The sequence below is a fragment of the Streptomyces sp. CB01881 genome, assembly GCF_002953255.1.
Taxonomy (GTDB): Bacteria; Actinomycetota; Actinomycetes; order Streptomycetales; family Streptomycetaceae; genus Kitasatospora.
This window is the reverse complement of sequence record NZ_CP026498.1, coordinates 6,793,784-6,813,879: the sequence shown is the minus strand read 5'-3', so window position 1 is coordinate 6,813,879 and position 20,096 is coordinate 6,793,784. Positions and strand designations below refer to the sequence as shown.

The following is a 20,096-nucleotide window of genomic DNA, read 5'->3' as shown; positions in this document are numbered from 1 at the left end:
CCAAGGGTTATTGAATGATCATCAAATAACGCTCGCACAGCGTACAGAAGGCCCGGGTACGAAACAAAGCCAATTTCCTTGCCCTGCAACGGGACTGGGGCAGGAAACGGTCAGTCCCTCGTCATGTCGACAAAGCGGGAATAGTGACCCTGGAAAGCCACGGTGATGGTGGCCGTCGGACCGTTTCGGTGCTTGGCGACGATCAGGTCGGCCTCGCCCGCGCGCGGGGACTCCTTCTCGTACGCGTCCTCGCGGTGGAGCAGGATGACCATGTCGGCGTCCTGCTCGATCGAGCCGGACTCACGCAGGTCGGAGACCATCGGCCGCTTGTCGGTGCGCTGCTCGGGACCACGGTTCAGCTGGGAGAGCGCGATCACCGGGACCTCCAGCTCCTTGGCCAGCAGCTTCAGGTTTCGCGACATGTCGGAGACCTCCTGCTGACGGTTCTCGGCCCGGCGGGAGCCGCCGGACTGCATCAGCTGGAGGTAGTCGATGACGACCAGCTTGATGTCGTTGCGCTGCTTGAGCCGGCGGCACTTGGCGCGGATCTCCATCATCGACAGGTTCGGCGAGTCGTCGATGAAGAGCGGCGCCTCGCTGACGTCCGGCATCCGGCGGGCGACCCGCGTCCAGTCGTCGTCCGTCATGTTCCCGGACCGCATGTGGTGCAGGGCGACCCGGGCCTCGGCGGAGAGCAGACGCATGGCGATCTCGTTGCGCCCCATTTCGAGCGAGAAGATCACGCTCGGCAGCTTGTTGTGGATCGAGCAGGCCCGGGCGAAGTCCAGCGCCAGGGTGGACTTGCCCATGGCCGGACGGGCGGCGATGACGATCATCTGGCCGGGGTGCAGGCCGTTGGTCAGCTGGTCGAAGTCGGCGAAGCCGGTCGGGACGCCGGACATCTGGCCGTTGCGGGAGCCGATCGCCTCGATCTCGTCGAGGGCGCCCTCCATGATGTCGGCGAGCGGCGCGTAGTCCTCGTTGGTGCGCTGCTCGGTGACGGCGTAGATCTCGGCCTGGGCCGCGTTGACGATCTCGTCGACGTCGCCCTCGGCGGCGTAGCCCATGCCGGCGATCCGGGTGCCGGCCTCGACCAGCCGGCGCAGCACCGCGCGCTCGTGGACGATCTCGGCGTAGTACTCGGCGTTGGCCGCGGTCGGGACGGAGTTGACCAGGGTGTGTAGGTACCCCGGGCCGCCGACCCTGGCGAGCTCGCCCCGCTTGGTCAGCTCGTCGGCCACGGTGATCGGGTCGGCCGGCTCGCCGCGGGCGTAGAGGTCGAGGATCGCGCCGTGGATCAGCTCGTGGGCGGGCCGGTAGTAGTCGGCCGGCTTGAGCACCTCGACGACGTCGGCGATGGCGTCCTTGGAGAGCAGCATGCCGCCGAGGACGGACTGCTCGGCGGCGAGGTCCTGCGGGGGGACCCGCTCGAAGCCGTCGACGCCCTCGGGACGCTCGTCGTCGCCCTGGCGCCGCTTGCCGTCGCGCTGGAAGCCTCCGGAGCCCTTGCCGCCCTTCTGGAAACCGCCCTGGCCGCCGCCCTGGCCGCCGCCGTTGCCGCGCCCGCGCGAGACCGGAAGCCGGTCGCCGGGGCCGTCCGGGAACGGCGCGTCGGCGAAGGCTCCGGCGGGGAAGGGGTCCTCGGCCGTGGGCCAGTCCTCCTCCGGCGGCGGGGCGTCGTGGTCGTCGTACTGGGGGCCGGTCACGCGTGTTCCCCGATCAGCAGTGGTGCGAGTTGGAGCGGGCCTTGCCGGTGGCTGGGTGGAGCGAGGCCGCGCTTCCCATGGTGCGCCACCGCATTTCTACAGCCACCGCACCGACGAATCGGACGCCGGGGCGGGGCGGGAGTGTCGGCCGGAAAGCCCACGCTAAGGCGCCGGGAGCCCTTCGGCCAAGACGGTTATCCACAGGGGGTGTGGACGAGTACCCCGAGACTGTGGAGAAGTGCCGCAAACCTGTGGACACCCCTGTGGAAAGACCTGTGGATAACCAGACCATCAGTCCACCGTCAACCAGCTGACCTGCGATTACCCCTTCCCGGGGCTGTGCATGAGAAATTCTTCACACACACCCGGGTGGCCGTGGACACACACCGCACCGCAGCCGTCGCTCAGGATTTCGAGTAACACCTCAAACCGGCTGGCGCTCATTACCTGTGGATGAGTAGCCTTGACCGCATGACCGTCCCCACCACCGACCGCCGCCGGCACGACCGGGAGATCCTCGCCCTCGCCGTCCCGGCCTTCGGCGCCCTGGTCGCCGAGCCGCTGTTCCTGATGGCCGACTCGGCCATCGTGGGCCACCTCGGCACCGCGCAGCTGGCCGGTGTCGGCGTCGCCTCGGCCGCGCTCACCACCGCCACCGGGGTCTTCGTCTTCCTCGCCTACGCCACCACGGCGGCGGTCGCCCGCCGGATCGGCGCCGGGGACCGCCGCGCCGCCGTCCAGCAGGGGATCGACGGCATCTGGCTCGCCCTGGCGCTCTCGGCCGGCGTCGTCGCCCTGACCCTGCTGCTGGCGCCGTGGGTGGCCGACGTCCTGGGCGCCTCGGCCACCGCCGCGCCGTACGCCGTGACGTACCTGCGGATCAGCGCTCTCGGCATCCCGGCGATCCTGATGGTGATGGCCGCCACCGGCGTGCTGCGCGGGCTCCAGGACACCCGGACCCCGCTGCTGGTCGCCGTGGCGGGCTTCACCGCCAACCTCGGCCTGAACGCCGGCCTGGTCTACGGCGCCGGGCTCGGCGTGGCCGGCTCGGCCTGGGGCACGGTGCTGGCGCAGACCGGGATGGCCGGCGCCTACCTGTTCGTGGTGGTGCGCGGGGCCCGCCGGGAGCGCGCCTCGCTGCGGCCGGACGCGGCCGGCATCCGGGCCTGTGCCCGGGCCGGCGGCCCGCTGATGGTCCGCACGCTGAGCCTGCGCGCCATCCTGATGATCGCCACCGCCGTGGCGGCGGGCCTCGGCGACGACGAGATCGCGGCCCATCAGATCGCCATGACGGTGTTCCTCTTCATCGCCTTCGCGCTGGACGCCATCGCGATCGCCGGCCAGGCCATCATCGGCCGCTACCTGGGCGCCGAGGACGTCCCGGGGGCGAAGGCGGCCACCCGGCGGATGATCGAGTGGGGCGTCGGCTCCGGTCTGGTGCTCGGCCTGCTGGTCGTGGCCGCCCGGCCGCTCTACGTCCCGCTGTTCACCCCCGACCCGGCGGTCCAGGCGCAGCTGAACACCGTCCTGCTGCTGCTCGCGCTCTGCCAGCCGGTCGCCGGCCTGGTCTTCGTGCTGGACGGCGTGCTGATGGGCGCCGGGGACGGCACCTACCTGGCCTGGGCGATGCTCGCCACGCTGGCCGTCTTCGCCCCGGTGGCCTTCGCGGTGCCGGCCAGCGGCACCGGGCTGGCCGGGCTCTGGTGGGCGATGAACCTCTTCATGCTGGTCCGCGGCGGCTTCCTGGCCTGGCGGGCCCGCGGCGGCGAGTGGCTGGTGACCGGCGCCGTGCGGGCCTGAACCGCCACGGGCCGCGGACGGCGGGAACGACCGAGGGCCGGTCTCCCCGGAAGGGGAGACCGGCCCTCGGGCCACTGCTACGGAACTCAGGCAGCGACGACGGCGACGTCGAGGTTGGCCTGGACGTCGGCGTGCAGCTTGACCGAGACCTTGTGGGTGCCCACGGTCTTGATCGGCGAGGCGATCGCGACGGCGCGCTTGTCCACAGCCGGGCCGCCGGCGGCCTTGATGGCCTCGACGACGTCGGCCTGGGTGACCGAGCCGAACAGACGGCCGGCCTCGCCGGAACGAACGGCCAGCTTGACCTGGACGCCCTCCAGCTTGCCCTTGACCTCGGTGGCGGCCTCAAGGGTCTGGATCTCGTGGATCTTGCGGGCGCGACGGATGGCGTCGACGTCCTTCTGGCCACCCTTGGTCCAGCGGATGGCGAAGCCACGCGGGACCAGGAAGTTGCGGCCGTAGCCGTCCTTGACCTCGACGACCTCGCCGGCGGAGCCGAGACCCGGCACCTCGTGCGTGAGGATGATCTTCATTACTTGGTCACCCTCTCTTAGCGCGCGGTGCTGGTGTAGGGCAGCAGCGCCATCTCACGGCTGTTCTTCACGGCCGTGGCGACGTCACGCTGGTGCTGGGTGCAGTTGCCGGTGACCCGGCGGGCACGGATCTTGCCGCGGTCGGAGATGAACTTCCGCAGCAGGTTCGTGTCCTTGTAGTCAACGTAGTTGACCTTGTCCTTGCAGAAGACGCAAACCTTCTTCTTCGGCTTGCGAGCAGGCGGCTTCGCCATTGTGTGCTCCATTTGGGGTTCACGGCCCGGCAGGCGTCTCACGACGCCGGCCGCCGGGCCGCACGAAATCTGTCAGCTCTTAGAACGGGGGCTCTTCCGAGAAGCCGCCACCGGACGGGGCACCCCAGCTGCCGCCACCCTGGTTGCCACCAGAGGGAGCGCTGGACGCCCACGGGTCGTCGGACGGGCCGGACTGGCCGCCGGAGTTGCCACCCCAGCCGCCGCCCTGCTGGCCGCCACCGCCGCCCCAGTTACCGCCCTGGCCGCCGCCCTGCTGGCCGCCGCCGAAGCCGCCGCCACCGGGAGCGCCGGACCGGTTGGCCCGGGTGACCTTCGCGGTCGCCGAGCGCAGGCTCGGGCCCACCTCGTCGACCTCGACCTCGAAGACCGTCCGCTTCTCGCCTTCCTTGGTCTCGTAAGACCGCTGGCGCAGTCGGCCCTGCACGATGACGCGCATGCCGCGCTGCAGCGACTCGGCCACGTTCTCCGCCGGCTGCCGCCAGACGTTGCACGTGAGGAAGAGGCTCTCGCCGTCCTTCCACTCGTTCGTCTGGCGGTCGAAGGTGCGGGGGGTGGACGCGATGCGGAACTTCGCGACCGCCGCACCCGACGGGGTGAAGCGCAGCTCGGGGTCGTCGACGAGATTGCCGACGAGGGTGATGACGGTCTCGCCTGCCATGGTGGTGATGACCTCTCCGGAAGAGTTCCGTTCACCGCTGTTTCACGTGAAACAGCGGACGCGAGCTACCCGAGGCCCGAGGGCCTCAGAGGTGGCTCAGTGGGTGTCCGGGCGCAGGACCTTGGTCCGCAGAACCGACTCGCTCAGGCCAAGCTGGCGGTCGAGCTCCTTGACGACCTCAGGCGTGGCCTTCAGGTCGATGACCGAGTAGATGCCCTCGGACTGCTTGTTGATCTCGTAAGCCAGACGGCGACGGCCCCAGGTGTCGACCTTCTCCACCTTGCCGCCGCCGTTGCGGACGACGGTGAGGAAGTTCTCGATCAGGGGGGCGACAGCGCGCTCCTCAACCGAGGGGTCGAGGATGACCATCAGCTCGTAGTGACGCATGAGTAACCCACCTCCTTTGGACTCAGCGGCCACGGTCTCTCCGTGGCAGGAGGGTTGTGCAGCGTCGGCACCGGAGTAGTGACGACACCGGCCACCGTAACGGCCGGGTCCGACAATCGGGCCCCGCCGACCCGGAAGAGGGCGTAAGGGGGCACAACTACACCAGTGCAGACGGCACAGCCTACCTGCACTCGGACGGACGAACAAAACGCATAGGGGTTGTGATCCCCACCCAACCGCCGCAATCTGGACGGAACGGGTTTCCTGCTCGTTCGTCTCCTCGCCAGGAGGTAGGACTCATGGCTCTGACCATCCACGGGCTCCCGCTCACCCTGAACACCGACGGCCACCGGCACCCCCGGGAGAACACCCTGGTCGGCATCACCGCCGTCCTGGGCGTGGTGGCCTTCACGACCTCGTTCTTCCACGGCCTCCACGCAGTGAGCGCGTGGACCGGGCTCTTCGGCATCGTCACCGGCCTCTGGGGACAGTTCGTCTCCGTCACCACGGCCGAGCGCTTCGTCCTCATGATCACGGTCGTCGCCTCCGCGTGGGGCCTCTACCTGGGTATCGCCCGCGGCGGCTTCCTGGGCTGACCCTCCCACCGGCCGGTCCGCCGGCCCGCTGCGCCCGACAGAAACGGCCCCGTCCGCCCCACGAGGAACCCTCGGCGCCCCCGTCGCGTACCTACCTGATGGAGACAGGTACCCGGCGGGGGCGCTGCCGCGCCCGCAGCCGAACGGGCCCCGGAGGATAAAGTCACCCCCGAGAACCTGGGGCCCCACCGAGCCCGACCGACGAGGAGCACCGAGCATGAGCCTGCGCCTGAGGACGATCACCCGCGAGGAGCACCTCGCCTTCATCAGGAGCCGCGCCTCGGCCAGCCACATGCAGGTGCCGTCCTGGGGCGATGTGAAGGCCGAATGGCGCTCGGAGTCGATCGGCTGGATCGACGACTCCCACCAGATCGTCGGCGCCGGCCTGGTGCTCTACCGGCAGCTGCCGAAGCTCAAGCGCTACCTGGCGTACCTGCCCGAGGGCCCGGTCATCGACTGGTTCGACCGCGACCTGGACCGCTGGCTCACGCCGATGCTGGCGCACCTGAAGTCGCAGGGCGCGTTCTCGGTGAAGATGGGCCCGCCGGTGGTGATCCGCCGCTGGAACGCGCCGACCATCAAGGAGGCCATCGCCGCCAAGCAGGCCAAGCGCCTGCGCGACGTCGAGGCCGACTGGTACGAGCCGCGCGCCTTCGAGGTGGCCGACCGGCTCCGCAAGGCCGGCTGGCTGCAGGGCGACGACGGCGGCGCCGGCTTCGGCGACGTCCAGCCGCGCTACGTCTTCCAGGTGCCGCTGGCCAACCGCTCGCTGGACGACATCCAGAAGGGCTTCAACCAGCTCTGGCGGCGCAACATCAAGAAGGCCGAGAAGAGCGGCGTCGAGGTGGTCCAGGGCGGCTACGACGAGCTGCCGATCTTCCACCAGCTCTACCTGGTGACCGCCGAGCGGGACAAGTTCACCCCGCGCCCGCTGTCGTACTTCCAGCGGATGTGGAAGGCGCTCACCGCCGAGGACCCGAACCGCATGCGGCTCTACATCGCCTACCACGAGGGCGAGCCGCTGGCCGCGACCACGATGCTGGTGGTCGGCGAGCACGTCTGGTACTCCTACGGCGCCTCGGCCAACCACAAGCGCGAGGTCAAGCCGTCCAACGCCATCCAGTGGCGGATGATGCGCGACTCGTACGCGCTCGGCGGCGGCGTGTACGACCTGCGCGGCATCAGCGACACCCTGGACGAGGACGACCACCTGTTCGGCCTGATCCAGTTCAAGGTCGGCACCGGCGGCCAGGCCGCCGAGTACCTCGGCGAGTGGGACTTCCCGCTCAACAAGCTGCTGCACAAGGCACTCGACCTCTACATGTCGCGCCGCTGAGCAGCCCGCGCCCCGCCGTGCCCAACACCCTCTGGGAGATGACCCGATGACGCTGTCGCTCTATCTCGACACCGAACGCTGGCGCACCCACCAGCGCTCCGTCCTGGCCGAGTTCCCCGGCCTGGTGCCGGTGGCGAAGGGCAACGGCTACGGCCTGGGCAACCACCGGCTGGCCGAGGAGGCGACCCTCCTCGGCACCGGTGTGCTGGCCGTCGGCACCGCGTACGAGGCGGCCGACGCGGCCGACTGGTACGGCGGCGAGCTGCTGGTCCTCACCCCCTACCGGGTCGGCGAGGAGGTCCTGCCGCTGCCGCACGCCCGGGTGATCCGGACGGTGGCGAACCTGGACGGGCTGCGCGCGCTGCGCGGCTCCCGGGTGGTGCTGGAGTGCATGACCACCATGCGCCGGCACGGCGTGAGCGCGGCCGACCTCCCGGTGGTCGCGGCCGAGCTGGAGGGCGTCTCCTTCGAGGGTCTGGCGCTGCACCTGCCGATGGACCGGCCGGACGGTTCCTCCTCGGTGGACGAGGTCGCCCACTGGGTGGACACCGCCCGGGCGGCCGGGGTGCCGGTGCACACCGTGTTCGTCAGCCACCTCGGCGCGGCGGGCATGGAGGAGCTGGGCCGGCGCTACCCGGACACCGTCTTCCGGGCCCGGATCGGTACCCGGCTCTGGCTCGGCGACCACGGCGCCCTGGAGGTCCGGGCGACGGTCCTGGACGTCACCCCGGTCGCCAAGGGCGACCGCTACGGCTACCGCCAGCACCCGGCGCCGTCCGACGGCCACCTGCTGGTGGTCGCCGGCGGCACCGCGCACGGCATCGGCCTGGAGGCGCCCAAGTACGTGCAGGGCATGTCCTCGCGGGCCAAGGGGATCGCCCGGGCCGGCCTGGCGACGGTCAACAAGACCAAGTCGCCGTTCAACTGGGCCGGCAAGCAGCTCTGGTTCGCCGAGCCGCCGCACATGCAGGTCTCGCTGCTCCTCCTGGACGGCGAGACCAAGCCGCCGGCGGTCGGCGACGAGCTGATCCTCCAGGTCCGGCACACCACCACGCACTTCGACCGCGTGGTGGACCGCTAGCCGCCGCTACGGCCTGGTGCTGTCGGCCGGTTCCGGGGCGTGCGGCTCGTCGAGCCACTGCTCCGGACCGGCCGGCGCGTACCCGGCGTAGCTGGCCTCCTCGCGCAGCTGCCGGGCGTTGCCGAGCACGAAGACGTCCGGGGCCTGGTCGAGCACCCCGCCGGACGGGTCGTCGCTGCCGTCCCAGCGCACCGGGTCGCGGTCCGGCAGCAGCACGTCGCGGATCACCATGACGACCAGGTAGAGCGTGCCGAGCAGGTGCAGCACGATGGCGAAGTGGTACCAGGAGTCGCCGATCCCGTGCTGCTTGGGCCCGGTGACGAAGCCCAGGTGGGACCAGATGCCCAGGGTGTAGAGCACCTCGCAGGCCTGCCAGATCAGGAAGTCCCGCCAGCGCGGCCGGGCCAGCACCGCGAGCGGGATCAGCCAGAGCACGTACTGCGGCGAGTACACCTTGTTGACCAGGACGAACGCGGCCACCACCAGGAAGGCCAGCTGCGTGACGCGCGGGCGGCGGGGCGCCGAGAGGGCGAGCCACCCTATCCCCAGGCAGCCGAGCACCATCAGCACCCCGATGACGAGGTCGAGGTTCTCCAGCCCCACGCCCCGGGTCTGCATCAGGATCAGCCAGAAGGAGCCGTAGTCCTCCTTGCGGTGCTTGCTGAAGACGTAGAAGGTCGACCAGCCCTGCCAGTTGGCCAGCATGATCGGCAGGTTCACCAGCAGCCAGGCCCCGACCGCGCCGCCCAGCAGCGCCCGGCACTCGCGCCACTTGCCGGCCCTCCAGCAGAGCATCACCAGCGGGCCGAGCAGCAGCAGCGGGTAGAGCTTGGCGGCGGCGGCCAGGCCGATGAAGACACCGGCCCAGACCGGCCGCGATCCGGCCCACCAGGCCAGCGCGACGGCGGCCAGCGCGACCGCCAGGAGGTCCCAGTTGACGGTGGAGTTCAGCAGCAGGCCGGGAGCGAGCGCGAACAGCAGGGCGTCCCACGGACGGCGCCGGTGGGTCCGGGAGACCGCGACCACCGCGACCACCGCGCAGGCCATCAGCAGGCCGGCGTTGATCGCCCAGAACCACTGCTCCTGGCTCTGCTGGGTGCCGCCGCCGGGCGTCAGCCAGGCCGCGACCTGCATGAACAGACCGGTCAGCACCGGGTACTCGAGGTACTGCAGATCGCCGGAGGTGCCCGGGATCCGGTCCACGTACGGGTGCAGCCCGGCCGCGAAGCCGCGCCCGCTGAACAGGTGCGGGATGTCGCTGTAGCAGGCGTGGATGTACTGCGGCGACCCCGGCTGGAACCAGGCGCCGTCGTAGCAGGGCAGCTTCTGCGCCATGCCCAGCACCGAGACCACGATCACCACCAGCGCCAGGAAGCGCGCCGGGATCCACCAGGAGACGCCGAGCAGCGCGCGCCGGCCGGGCGGGCCGCCGATCACCTCGCTGCCGGCCGCGGCGACCGGGTCCTCGTCCGCCGGGACGACCACGGTGTTGGCCGGTGGCGCGGCCACCTCGGGGGCGGCGGGGGCCGTGCCGGGCGCTGCGGGAGCCACCCCGGCGGCCTCGATGGGCCCGATCTGGCCGACGGATTCGTCAGGAGCGCTCGACGTCATGCCGGACATCCTGCCGCACCTCCCCCTGCTGGACGAGGAGGCCCCCTGAGCGGCTTCCGGCCGAACCGGCCAATCGTGACGAAACGGCGGTGGCGGCCCTCCGAAGAGGACCGCCACCGCCGTTCACCACGAGTCGGCGCGTCCGAGCGCCTCCCGGTGCGTCAGGGTGCCGCCTGCCCGCCGCCGCCCGGGGTCGCCGACGACGACGTGGTCGGCTTGCCCGGCTTGCTGCTGGAGGGGCTGGCGGAGGACGAGGACGGCGACGGCTGGGTCGAGCCGCACAGCCCCGGGATGAGGCAGGTCGGCGAGGAGCCGCCACCGCCACCGCCGCCGTTGCCACCGCCGTTGCCGCCGCCACCGCCCGGGTTGGTCTTGGTCGCGGACGGGGTGGGCACCGTGCCCGGGCAGTCCACGCCGGGGACGCAGGACGGGCCCTGGGTCGTGGTCGGCACCGGGGGCTGGGGCGCGCCGGCGTCCGGCGGGGTGGTCGCCATGGTCTCGGTGGCCGAGGGCGAGGTGGTGGGGCTCGCCGTGCTCGGGGCGCCGGAGGAGTCGACCTGGCTGCCGACCGGCTGCGGGGTCGGGAAGTCCATCTTCTTCTCGTTGGCCAGCGCCGCCTTCATGTACCGGGTGAAGATGTCGGTCGGGGTGTCACCACCGTGGACCGAGTCCTTGCCGCCGGTGCCGTTCAGCGAGAGCCGCTCGTGCTTGGTCGGGTCCTCGCGCCACATCGCGACGCTGGTGGCCAGCTGCGGGGTGTAGCCGACCCACCAGGCCGACTTGTTCTGGTCGGTGGTACCGGTCTTGCCGGCCACCGGGCGGCCCAGCAGGTTGCTGTTCTTACCGGTACCGTTCTTCGCCACGTTCACCAGCACGTCGGTGACGTTGTCCGCGACGACCGCCTCCAGCGCCTGCTTCGCCGCCGGCTTGGCGAAGCCGGCGCGGGCGGTGCCCTGCCACTCGACCTTGGTCACCGAGTAGGGGTCGGTCTGCTTGCCGCTGGCCGCGAGGGTGGCGTAGGCGTCGGCCATCCGGATCGGGCTGATGCCGGAGGTGCCGAGCGGGAAGGTCGCGGTCTTCGTGTCGACGAAGCTCTCCTTGCGCACGCCCATCGCCTCGGCGATGTCGGCCACCTGCTGGCCGCCGACGTCCTGGTTGAGCTGGACGAACGGCACGTTGTACGACCACTGCATGGCCTGGCGCAGCGAGACGTAGCCGGGCTTGCGCTTGTCCTCGTTCTTCTGCCGGTACGGCTTGCCGTCGTCGCCCATCACCAGCGAGCCGTCGGGCTTGCGGATCTCGGAGAGGTCGTCGGCCAGGTAGCGGCTGTCGGCGTTGATCCGCTTGGGCTTGCCGTTCTCGGTCTCGGTCTGCACGCCGACCTGCATCGCCGCGGCGAGCACGAAGGGCTTGAAGGTCGAGCCGACCTGGACGCCCTGGGCGTCGGCGTTGTTGTCGAAGTGCTGGTTCTCGACGCCGTCGCCGCCGTAGATCGCGACGAGCGCGCCGTCACCGGGGCGGATGCTGGCCGCGGCGAACTGGACGAAGTTGTCGTTGTCCGGGCGCTTCTGCACGTTGAGCGTCTCGCCCTTGACGTCGTCCACGGCCTTCTTGAGGGCGTCGACCTTGTCCTTCTCAAAGGTGGTGTAGATCTTGTAGCCGCCCTTGTCGAGCGCCTGCTGGTTGATCGACGAGTCCTTCGAGGTGACGTACCGGTTGGCGATGTCGACCAGGTAGCTGATCTGGCCGTTCATGTTGCTCGGCGGGACCTTCTTGATCGGCTCGGGGAAGGTCGTGCACTTGGCACGCTCCTCGGGGGTGGCGTTCTTCGTCTCCACCATCCGCTTGAGGATCCAGTTCCACCGGTCTTCGGCGCGCTCGTGGTTGCCCTTGATGCTCGGGTCGTACAGGTTGGCGCCCTTGAGCAGGCCGGCCAGCATCGCACTCTGGCAGAGGTCCAGGTCCTTGGCGTTGACGCCGTAGTACGCCTGGGCGGCGGCCTGCGCGCCCGTTCCGCGGCCGAACCAGCTGGTGTTCAGATAGCCCTTCAGGATTTCGGGCTTCTCGTACTCCTGATTGAGCTTCAGGGTGATGAAGAACTCCTTCACCTTGCGGTCGAGCGTCTGCTCCTGGCTGAGGTAGGCGTTCTTCACGTACTGCTGGGTGATGGTCGAGGCGCCCTGCGTCTCGCCGCCCTTGGCCATGTTGTAGAGCGCCCGCGCCATGCCCTTCGGGTCGATGCCGCTGTCGGTGCGGAAGGTCTCGTTCTCCGCCGCGATGACCGCGTTCTGCAGGTTGGGGCTGATGTCCGCGAGTTCGACGATCTGCCGGTTGGTCTCGCCCTTGCGGGTCATCTCCGTGCCGTCGGCCCAGTAGTAGATGTTGTTCTGGTCCTTCACCAGATCCTTCAGCGGCGGGATCGTGGTGCTCTGGTAGACGAAGAAGACCGTGCCGACGCACGCCGCGAAGACGACCAGGAACGCGGTCAGCCACTGCCGCCAGGACGGCAGCCAGCGGCGGAAGCCCTCCTTGCCGAAGCGCGGGTAGTCGATGAACCGCTTCTTGCCGGGCCTGCCGCCCTCGCCGCCGCCCGTACCGGCACTCTCGGCGCCGCCGCGCTTGCCGACCTTCTGGGCCGCCTTGCGCATCTCGGCACGCGTCATCCGGGGCTGCTGGGCGGTCTCGCGGACGCCCGGGGGGCGCCTGCGACCGAGGCCGCCCGAGCTGAGCTCGTCGCCCCCGGATCCGCCCGGTCGGCCGCTGTCGCCCGGGGGCTGCCCGTCGTTGGGCGACCTGCGCCGTCGTTCGCTCATGTTCCAGCTACTCCTCGCCAGGCCGTCGAGCCTGAAGGCAGGGTTCACGTCCGAATGCCCGTAACCGCCCTAACCCCGGAGGTGGTCCTCGTGCACACGCGACAGCGTACGCAGCCGAGAATCGCAACTAATCGGGCATCAAGTGCCAATGGCCGCAAAACGGCGGCAGATCATTACACGCCCGTTGCCAAGCACACCCGCGCGTCGCCTTGTGATCACATTCACGCGTGCCCCCCTTGCCCAGCCGGGGACCCCGGTTTACTGTTCTCGATATATCGAGCCGATACATCGGAGCGGCATACCGCCGGAGACGGCGGGTCACGGACCGGCCGAGGGGAAGGAGGACGACGGCATTGGGCAGGCGCTCAGGAGTGCTGGAGTTCGCCGTTCTCGGCCTGCTCCATGACGCACCGATGCACGGGTACGAGCTGCGGAAGCGGCTCAACGTCCTGCTCGGCTCGTTCCGCGCGTTCTCCTACGGAACGCTCTACCCGTGTCTGAAGAGCCTGGTGGCCCAGGGTTTCCTGGTCGAGGACAACCCGGACGTCGAGTACGTCCCGGCCACCGCGCTGAACGGCAAGCGGTCCAAGATCGTCTACCGGCTCTCCCCCGAGGGCAAGCAGCGGTTCGAGGAACTGCTCGCCGACTCCGGCCCCGACGCGTGGGAGGACGAGCACTTCGGCGTCCACTTCGCGTTCTTCGGCCAGACCGACCGGGCCGTACGGATGCGCGTCCTGGAGGGGCGCCGCAGCCGGCTGGAGGAGCGACTGGAGCGGATGCGCAACTCGCTCGCGAGGGCGCGCGAGCGGTTCGACGACTACACCGTCGAACTGCAGCGGCACGGCCTGGAGTCGGTCGAGCGCGAGGTCCGGTGGCTCAACGAGCTGATCGAGACCGAGCGGGCCAACCGCACCGGCCGCACCGGGCCGTCCACCGGCGGCCCGGACACCGCAGGACCCGACAAGACTTCGGACGGCCGTGGCCAGGAGGCCGGATCCCCGGATCCGCCCGGGCCACCGTACGACCGCCCGGGGCGCTCCGCCCAGGAGCGCTGACACCGCGCAAGCCCTGTGCCGCGCGGCAGGAGTGGGCGCCTCGCGCCCGTCAAAGCAGTCATCGAAGAAGCAGGACGAGTGCCGCCGAGGCCCGGCGGCCCTCATGAGATCACAGGGAGCAACCGGAATGGGTTCGGTTCGCGTAGCCATCGTGGGCGTGGGCAACTGCGCCTCGTCGCTGGTGCAGGGTGTCGAGTACTACAAGGACGCCGACCCGGCCGGCAAGGTCCCCGGGCTGATGCACGTCCAGTTCGGTGACTACCACGTCCGTGACGTGGAGTTCGTCGCCGCCTTCGACGTCGACGCCAAGAAGGTCGGCTTCGACCTGTCCGACGCCATCGGCAGCAGCGAGAACAACACCATCAAGATCTGCGACGTGCCGCCGACCGGCGTCACCGTCCAGCGCGGCCACACCCTCGACGGCCTGGGCAAGTACTACCGGGAGACCATCGAGGAGTCCGACGAGGCCCCGGTCGACGTCGTCCAGGTCCTCAAGGACCAGAAGGTCGACGTCCTGGTCTGCTACCTGCCCGTGGGCTCCGAGGCCGCGGCCAAGTTCTACGCCCAGTGCGCCATCGACGCCAAGGTCGGCTTCGTGAACGCCCTGCCGGTGTTCATCGCGGGCACCAAGGAGTGGGCGGACAAGTTCACCGAGGCCGGCGTGCCGATCGTCGGTGACGACATCAAGTCCCAGGTCGGCGCCACCATCACGCACCGCGTGATGGCCAAGCTGTTCGAGGACCGCGGTGTCATCCTCGAGCGCACCATGCAGCTGAACGTCGGCGGCAACATGGACTTCAAGAACATGCTCGAGCGCGAGCGCCTGGAGTCCAAGAAGATCTCCAAGACGCAGGCCGTCACCTCGCAGATCCGCGACCGCGAGCTGGGCGCCAACAACGTCCACATCGGCCCGTCGGACTACGTGGCGTGGCTGGACGACCGCAAGTGGGCGTACGTCCGCCTCGAGGGCCGTGCCTTCGGTGACGTCCCGCTGAACCTGGAGTACAAGCTCGAGGTCTGGGACTCCCCGAACTCCGCCGGTGTCATCATCGACGCCGTGCGCGCCGCGAAGATCGCCAAGGACCGCGGCATCGGTGGCCCGATCCTGTCGGCGTCCTCGTACTTCATGAAGTCCCCGCCGGTCCAGTACTTCGACGACGAGGCCAAGGAGAACGTCGAGAAGTTCATCCGCGGCGAGGTCGAGCGCTGAGCCACGGGCTGATCGCTCGTACGGCCTGAACGGGCCCACGGTCTTCGACCGTGGGCCCGTTCACCTTTCCCGGCGAATGTTTCACGTGAAACACAGGCCGGTTCCATGGCAGTCTGGGCGGGTGGCGATCACGGAGAACGGCAACACCCACCAGACCGCGCAGCGCGCCACGCTCCTCGACCTGCTCCGCGGGCGTGACTTCCGCCGGCTGCTGACCGCGCGGGTGCTCTCCCAGCTCTCCGACGGCGTCTTCCAGGTCTCGCTCGCCGCCTACGTGGTCTTCTCCCCGGAGAAGCAGTCCTCCCCCGCCGACATCGCCTCGGTGCTGGCCGTGATGCTGCTGCCGTTCTCGGTGATCGGCCCGTTCGCCGGGGTGCTGCTGGACCGCTGGCGCCGCCGCCAGGTGCTGTTCTACGGCAACCTGGCCCGGTTCGGGCTCGGCCTGGTCACCGGGGCGCTGCTCCTGGCCGAGGCGCCGACCTGGCTCTTCTTCGCCTCCGCGCTGCTGGTCACCGCGCTCAACCGGTTCATCCTGGCCGGCCTCTCCGCAGCCCTGCCCCGGGTGGTACGCCAGCGGCAGCTGGTCACCGCCAACGCGCTCTCCCCCACCCTGGGGACGGTCGCCGCGGCCGTCGGCGGCGGCGTGGGCTTCGTCCTGCACCAGGTGATGCCCCCCGGGCCGAGGGCCGACGCGGCGCTGGTCACGGTCGCCGCCGTCCTCTACCTCTCGGCGGCGCTGGCGGCCCGCCGGATGCACCGGGACCTCCTCGGCCCCGAGCACCACCCGGACCGCCCCGCGCTCCGCCAGGCACTGGCCCGGGCCGCCCGCGACCTGGGCGCGGCCGTCACCCACCTGGTGCGGGACTGCCGGCCCGCCGTCCACGCGCTGGCCGCCGTCACCGCCGCCCGGTTCTGCTACGGCGTGCTGATCGTCGTGGTGGTGATGCTCGCCCGCTACACCTTCAACGACCCCGCCGACAGCTCGGCCGGGCTGGCCACCCTGGGCCAGGCGGTCGGCCTCTCCGCGACCGGCTTCTTCGTGGCGGCGGTGATCAGCCCCTGGTGCACGCGGCGGTTCGGGCTGGCCGGCTGGATGACGCTCTGCCTGGTGGCCCCGGTCGTCTTCGTGCCCGCGCTCAGCCTGGGATTCTCGCTGGTGCCGTGCCTGATCGCGGCGCTGCTGCTCGGCGTGGTCACCCAGGGCACCAAGATCTGCGCCGACACCGTGGTCCAGGAGTCGGTGGAGGACGACTACCGCGGACGCGTCTTCGCCATCTACGACGTGCTGTTCAACGTCGCCTTCGTGGCGGCCGCCCTGGTGACGGCCCTGGTGCTGCCGCTCTCCGGCCGATCGGTGGTGGTGGTCGGCGGCGTGGCCCTGGTGTACGCGCTCGCCGCCGTCCTCTACCTGCGGGCGGCGCGGCGCACCGGCCCGCTCCCCGGTGACCAGGCGGTCTGAGAGGCTGCGCCCCCTCGAAACCGGCGGCGTCCGCGCGAGTCGCTAAGGTACGTCAGATCTGTCGGAGCGACAGCACTCTGTCTCGGGGGACAACCTGATGAGCACACCGCCCGGCCCCTACGGGCCGCCGCCCCAGTACGGCTACCCGCAGGCGCCGCCGCCGGCCCCCCAGGCGTACGGTGCTCCGCCTCCGCAGTACGGCGGGCCCCAGCAGGTCCCGGCCGGTTACGGACAGCCCCCGGCGTACGGCCAGCCGGCCGCGCCCCCGCCCGGCCCGCTCGCTCCCCCGTACGGGCAGCAGTCCCCGTACGGACCGCCACCCGGGGGGCAGCCGCCCTACGGGCAACCCCCGTACGGGCAGCAGGCGCCGTACGGGCAGCAACCGACGGCACCGATGCCGGCCGGGCCTGCGAAGAGGACCAGCGGCAAGGCCAAGCTGAAGATCGTCGGTGGTGTGCTCGGTGGCATCGCGCTGATCGTCGGCTACTTCGTCAGCGGTCCGAGCGTCAGCAGCGCCAAGGCCGGCGACTGCGTCAAGGCCAGCGGCTCGCGTGACGTCGAGATCGTCAAGTGCACCGACGCCAAGGCGAACTACAAGGTGCTGGCGACGTTCTCCGGCACCACCGACACCAACCGCTGCAAGCAGACCGCCGGAACCACCAGCACGGTCTCCGGCAAGAGCGGCCGCCGCTGGAACAAGAAGCGGTACGTCCTCTGCCTCGGCCCGCTGTCGCCCGGCGTGCCGCCGGCCAAGAAGTCCTGACCCTTTCGACCCACCTTCCCCGGGGGACCCTTTGTCCGTTCCACCGCCCCAGATGCCGTACGGCGCGCCTCCGCCCGCCGACAACAGCAACCCGTACGCCGCCGGCAACCCGTACGGCGCCCAGCAGCCCGGCTACGGCTACCCGGCCGCACCCCCGCCGGCCGCGCCCGGGTACGGCGTGCCGCCGCAGGCCGCCCCGCCCGGCTACGGCTACCCGGCCGCACCCCAGCAGGCCGGCTACGCCCCGCAGGCCCCGCACGGCGGACCGGTCTGCCGGTTCTGCGGCGGCTTCCCGGCCGTGGACACCACCGTCCGCGGGCACCAGGGCATCATCATCATCATGCGGTTCCTGAGGCAGCCGGGACCGTTCTGCCGCACCTGCGGCACCGCGATGGTCCGCGACATGTCGGCCCGCACGATGGTCCAGGGCTGGTGGAGCTACCTGGGCTCGATCTTCACGCTGGTCACCCTGCTGCGGAACCTCGCCGCGCACAACAAGATCAAGGACCTGCCGCCGCCGGCCCCCGGCACGCACGGCCCCCAGCTCGACCCGGGCGCCCCGCTGATGAGGCGGCCGCACGCGCTGATGCTGCTGCTGCCGGTCCTCTGGATCATCTCGCTCATCGTGCTGCTCGCCACCGGCGCCCTGCTGAACAACAACCACGACAACAACTCCAGGCCGTACCACCCGATCGTGATCCCCACGCCGAGCGCGGTGACCATGCCCCCGATGCCGTCGTTCTCGCTGCCGCCGATCCCGGAGATCACCACCCCGGGCGCTGCGAAGCCCTCCACCCCGGCCGCGCCGAGCAAGGTGGCGGACGACATCGACAGTGCCAAGGTCGGCGACTGCCTGCGCAACGAGAACGGCACCTCCGCGACCCACGACCCCAACCCGCGGATCACCATGCTGCCCTGCAGCGACTCGCGCGCCCAGTACAAGGTGCTCCGCAAGCTGCTCGCCACCAGCGACGACAAGGCCTGCGACAACGTGCCCGAATCGGACAGCAGCTACACGCGCACCTCGTCCTCCGCCGCACTGAGCTACGTGCTCTGCCTGAAGGGGATCAACGGCACCTGAGCGGCCTCAAGGGCTGACGGCCCGCCGCGACGCACGTGGAACACAGGGAAGGGGTGGCCCCGGAATTCCGGAGCCACCCCTTCCGCATGCGTCGGCGATCAGCCCTGCTGGGCGGCCCACCAGGCACGCAGCGCGGCGACGGCCTCGTCGTGCTCCATCGGGCCGTGCTCCAGGCGCAGCTCCAGCATGTGCTTGTACGCCCTGCCGACCTGCGGGCCCGGCTTGAGCTCCAGCAGCTCCATGATCTGGTTGCCGTCCAGCGCCGGACGCACGGCGTCCAGCTCCTCCTGCGCCCTCAGCTCGGTGATCCGCTCCTCCAGCCCGTCGTAGGTGCGGGAGAGCGCGGCGGCCTTCTTGCGGTTGCGGGTGGTGCAGTCGGAGCGGGTGAGCTTGTGCAGGCGTTCCAGCAGCGGCCCGGCGTCGGTGACGTAGCGGCGCACCGCCGAGTCCGTCCACTCGCCGCCGCCGTAGCCGTGGAAGCGCAGGTGCAGCTCGACCAGGCGCGAGACGTCCTCGGTCAGCTCCTTCGAGTACTTCAGCTCGCGCATCCGCTTGCGGGTCATCTTGGCGCCGACCACCTCGTGGTGGTGGAAGGACACCCGGCCGTCCGACTCGAAGCGGCGGGTGCGCGGCTTGCCGATGTCGTGCAGCAGCGCCGCCAGCCGCAGGGTGAGGTCGGGGCCGTCCTGCTCCAGGTCGATGGCCTGCTCCAGGACGGTCAGCGAGTGCTCGTAGACGTCCTTGTGCCGGTGGTGCTCGTCCCGCTCCAGCTGGAGCGCCGGCAGCTCGGGCAGCACGTGGCCGGCCAGCCCGGTCTCGACCAGCAGCCGCAGGCCCTTCACCGGGTGGGCGGCCAGCAGCAGCTTGTTCAGCTCGGCCTGGACCCGCTCCGCCGAGACGATGGTGATCCGCTCGGCCATCGCGGTCATCGCGGCGACGACCTCGGGGGCCGGCTCGAAGTCCAGCTGGGCGGCGAAGCGGGCGGCCCGCATCATCCGCAGCGGGTCGTCGGAGAAGGACTCCTCGGGGGTGGCGGGGGTGCGCAGCACCCGGGCCTCCAGGTCCTCCAGACCGCGGTGCGGGTCGACGAAGCCCCGGCCGGGCAGGTCGACGGCCATCGCGTTGACGGTGAAGTCGCGCCGGACGAGGTCCTGCTCGATGGTGTCGCCGTAGGTCACCTCGGGCTTGCGCGAGCTGCGGTCGTACGCCTCGGAGCGGTACGTGGTGATCTCGATCAGGAAGGACCCCTCCGGGGTGTCCTTGCGCGCGCCCACCGTGCCGAAGGCGATGCCGACGTCCCAGACGGCGTCCGCCCAGCCCTTGACCAGCTTGAGGATCTGCTGCGGACGGGCGTCGGTGGTGAAGTCCAGGTCGTTGCCGAGCCGGCCGAGCAGTGCGTCCCGGACCGAGCCGCCGACCAGCGCGAGCCGGTGACCGGCCGCCTGGAAGCGGCGGGCGATCTCGTCGGCGACCGGGGACACCCGCAGCAGCTCCTGCAGACCCAGGGCCTGCGCCTCGCTCAGGCCTGGGACGACCTGGGTGGCGGTGCTGGAATGATGGACGCCGGACTCGTGGGGCTCATTGGCAGTGGACACGGCTCACAAGGGTACGTGCCCCGGCGGCCCCGCCGCCCGCGCGTTTTCCGGTGCTCACCCCAAGGCCCGCAACACTGCACCCCCGGCTGCATCGTTACCATGCCGGTGGAGCGGGTCGCGGGCACCGACGAGGGGCA

At 70.6% G+C, this 20,096-nt stretch carries 17 protein-coding genes; 9 read left to right on the top strand and 8 right to left on the bottom strand.

The window, feature by feature from the left end; translation table 11 throughout:
- Positions 1-110 precede the first annotated feature (110 nt).
- Positions 111-1,706 carry a replicative DNA helicase gene (gene dnaB / locus C2142_RS19535; protein WP_174315664.1) on the bottom strand — a complete coding sequence of 532 codons (1,596 nt, stop codon included), beginning with the start codon at positions 1,704-1,706 and terminating at the stop codon, positions 111-113.
- 471 nt (positions 1,707-2,177) lie between these two features.
- Here dnaB and C2142_RS19530 point away from each other — a divergent pair, with 471 nt between their 5' ends.
- The gene (locus C2142_RS19530) at positions 2,178-3,506 is read left to right on the top strand and encodes an MATE family efflux transporter (RefSeq protein ID WP_148643849.1); all 1,329 of its coding nucleotides are present in this window, start codon (positions 2,178-2,180) and stop codon (positions 3,504-3,506) included.
- Between the two features lie 86 nt (positions 3,507-3,592).
- Here C2142_RS19530 and rplI read toward each other — a convergent pair whose 3' ends face one another.
- The 4 genes from rplI to rpsF all read right to left on the bottom strand — a co-directional run bounded on the left by rplI (position 3,593) and on the right by rpsF (position 5,359).
- Positions 3,593-4,039, bottom strand: a complete 447-nt coding sequence (gene rplI, locus C2142_RS19525) for a 50S ribosomal protein L9 (RefSeq protein ID WP_148643848.1) — start codon at positions 4,037-4,039, stop codon at positions 3,593-3,595.
- Between the two features lie 17 nt (positions 4,040-4,056).
- On the bottom strand, positions 4,057-4,293 hold the full coding sequence (gene rpsR, locus C2142_RS19520) for a 30S ribosomal protein S18 (RefSeq protein ID WP_030304537.1): 237 nt from the start codon (positions 4,291-4,293) through the stop codon (positions 4,057-4,059).
- Between the two features lie 79 nt (positions 4,294-4,372).
- Positions 4,373-4,972, bottom strand: a complete 600-nt coding sequence (locus C2142_RS19515; RefSeq protein ID WP_148643847.1) for a single-stranded DNA-binding protein — start codon at positions 4,970-4,972, stop codon at positions 4,373-4,375.
- A 96-nt stretch (positions 4,973-5,068) separates the two neighbouring features.
- Entirely contained in the window at positions 5,069-5,359 is a 291-nt protein-coding gene (gene rpsF / locus C2142_RS19510) for a 30S ribosomal protein S6 (protein ID WP_148643846.1), read from the bottom strand.
- Between the two features lie 299 nt (positions 5,360-5,658).
- Between rpsF and C2142_RS19505 the strand changes: the two genes are divergently transcribed.
- The 3 genes from C2142_RS19505 to C2142_RS19495 all read left to right on the top strand — a co-directional run bounded on the left by C2142_RS19505 (position 5,659) and on the right by C2142_RS19495 (position 8,372).
- A complete protein-coding gene (locus C2142_RS19505; RefSeq protein ID WP_148643845.1) occupies positions 5,659-5,955 on the top strand; it encodes a hypothetical protein in 297 nt (98 codons plus the stop codon).
- A gap of 217 nt (positions 5,956-6,172) precedes the next feature.
- Positions 6,173-7,291: a peptidoglycan bridge formation glycyltransferase FemA/FemB family protein gene (locus tag C2142_RS19500; RefSeq protein ID WP_148643844.1), complete on the top strand. Its 1,119-nt coding sequence runs from the start codon at positions 6,173-6,175 to the stop codon at positions 7,289-7,291.
- A gap of 46 nt (positions 7,292-7,337) precedes the next feature.
- Positions 7,338-8,372: an alanine racemase gene (locus C2142_RS19495; protein WP_148643843.1), complete on the top strand. Its 1,035-nt coding sequence runs from the start codon at positions 7,338-7,340 to the stop codon at positions 8,370-8,372.
- Between the two features lie 6 nt (positions 8,373-8,378).
- Here C2142_RS19495 and C2142_RS19490 read toward each other — a convergent pair whose 3' ends face one another.
- Positions 8,379-9,983, bottom strand: a complete 1,605-nt coding sequence (locus C2142_RS19490; protein WP_148643842.1) for a glycosyltransferase 87 family protein — start codon at positions 9,981-9,983, stop codon at positions 8,379-8,381.
- A gap of 161 nt (positions 9,984-10,144) precedes the next feature.
- Positions 10,145-12,796, bottom strand: coding sequence for a transglycosylase domain-containing protein (locus C2142_RS19485; protein ID WP_241002666.1), 2,652 nt, complete (start codon positions 12,794-12,796; stop codon positions 10,145-10,147).
- A 353-nt stretch (positions 12,797-13,149) separates the two neighbouring features.
- Here C2142_RS19485 and C2142_RS19480 point away from each other — a divergent pair, with 353 nt between their 5' ends.
- From C2142_RS19480 to C2142_RS19460, 5 genes are all read left to right on the top strand, one after another.
- Positions 13,150-13,851 carry a PadR family transcriptional regulator gene (locus C2142_RS19480; RefSeq protein ID WP_148643841.1) on the top strand — a complete coding sequence of 234 codons (702 nt, stop codon included), beginning with the start codon at positions 13,150-13,152 and terminating at the stop codon, positions 13,849-13,851.
- A 127-nt stretch (positions 13,852-13,978) separates the two neighbouring features.
- The gene (locus tag C2142_RS19475) at positions 13,979-15,061 is read left to right on the top strand and encodes an inositol-3-phosphate synthase (RefSeq protein ID WP_148643840.1); all 1,083 of its coding nucleotides are present in this window, start codon (positions 13,979-13,981) and stop codon (positions 15,059-15,061) included.
- Between the two features lie 121 nt (positions 15,062-15,182).
- Positions 15,183-16,520, top strand: a complete 1,338-nt coding sequence (locus C2142_RS19470; RefSeq protein ID WP_241002665.1) for an MFS transporter — start codon at positions 15,183-15,185, stop codon at positions 16,518-16,520.
- A gap of 97 nt (positions 16,521-16,617) precedes the next feature.
- On the top strand, positions 16,618-17,283 hold the full coding sequence (locus C2142_RS19465; RefSeq protein ID WP_148643838.1) for a hypothetical protein: 666 nt from the start codon (positions 16,618-16,620) through the stop codon (positions 17,281-17,283).
- A gap of 52 nt (positions 17,284-17,335) precedes the next feature.
- Positions 17,336-18,364 (top strand): hypothetical protein, encoded by a 1,029-nt coding sequence (locus C2142_RS19460; RefSeq protein ID WP_148643837.1) that lies wholly within the window; start codon positions 17,336-17,338, stop codon positions 18,362-18,364.
- Between the two features lie 98 nt (positions 18,365-18,462).
- Here the strand turns inward: C2142_RS19460 and C2142_RS19455 are convergent, their stop codons facing one another.
- A complete protein-coding gene (locus C2142_RS19455) occupies positions 18,463-19,887 on the bottom strand; it encodes a CCA tRNA nucleotidyltransferase (RefSeq protein ID WP_148644885.1) in 1,425 nt (474 codons plus the stop codon).
- Between the last annotated feature and the right edge of the window lie 209 nt (positions 19,888-20,096).

What these genes read in the sequence shown, in the direction of transcription:
- C2142_RS19485 (WP_241002666.1), bottom strand. Translation starts at nt 12,796, where the DNA reads ATGAGCGAACGACGGCGCAGGTCGCCCAACGACGGGCAGCCCCCGGGC.
- C2142_RS19500 (WP_148643844.1), top strand. Translation starts at nt 6,173, where the DNA reads ATGAGCCTGCGCCTGAGGACGATCACCCGCGAGGAGCACCTCGCCTTC.
- C2142_RS19490 (WP_148643842.1), bottom strand. Translation starts at nt 9,983, where the DNA reads ATGACGTCGAGCGCTCCTGACGAATCCGTCGGCCAGATCGGGCCCATC.
- rpsF (WP_148643846.1), bottom strand. Translation starts at nt 5,359, where the DNA reads ATGCGTCACTACGAGCTGATGGTCATCCTCGACCCCTCGGTTGAGGAG.
- C2142_RS19475 (WP_148643840.1), top strand. Translation starts at nt 13,979, where the DNA reads ATGGGTTCGGTTCGCGTAGCCATCGTGGGCGTGGGCAACTGCGCCTCG.
- C2142_RS19505 (WP_148643845.1), top strand. Translation starts at nt 5,659, where the DNA reads ATGGCTCTGACCATCCACGGGCTCCCGCTCACCCTGAACACCGACGGC.
- rpsR (WP_030304537.1), bottom strand. Translation starts at nt 4,293, where the DNA reads ATGGCGAAGCCGCCTGCTCGCAAGCCGAAGAAGAAGGTTTGCGTCTTC.
- C2142_RS19515 (WP_148643847.1), bottom strand. Translation starts at nt 4,972, where the DNA reads ATGGCAGGCGAGACCGTCATCACCCTCGTCGGCAATCTCGTCGACGAC.
- C2142_RS19530 (WP_148643849.1), top strand. Translation starts at nt 2,178, where the DNA reads ATGACCGTCCCCACCACCGACCGCCGCCGGCACGACCGGGAGATCCTC.
- rplI (WP_148643848.1), bottom strand. Translation starts at nt 4,039, where the DNA reads ATGAAGATCATCCTCACGCACGAGGTGCCGGGTCTCGGCTCCGCCGGC.
- C2142_RS19495 (WP_148643843.1), top strand. Translation starts at nt 7,338, where the DNA reads ATGACGCTGTCGCTCTATCTCGACACCGAACGCTGGCGCACCCACCAG.
- C2142_RS19460 (WP_148643837.1), top strand. Translation starts at nt 17,336, where the DNA reads ATGCCGTACGGCGCGCCTCCGCCCGCCGACAACAGCAACCCGTACGCC.
- C2142_RS19465 (WP_148643838.1), top strand. Translation starts at nt 16,618, where the DNA reads ATGAGCACACCGCCCGGCCCCTACGGGCCGCCGCCCCAGTACGGCTAC.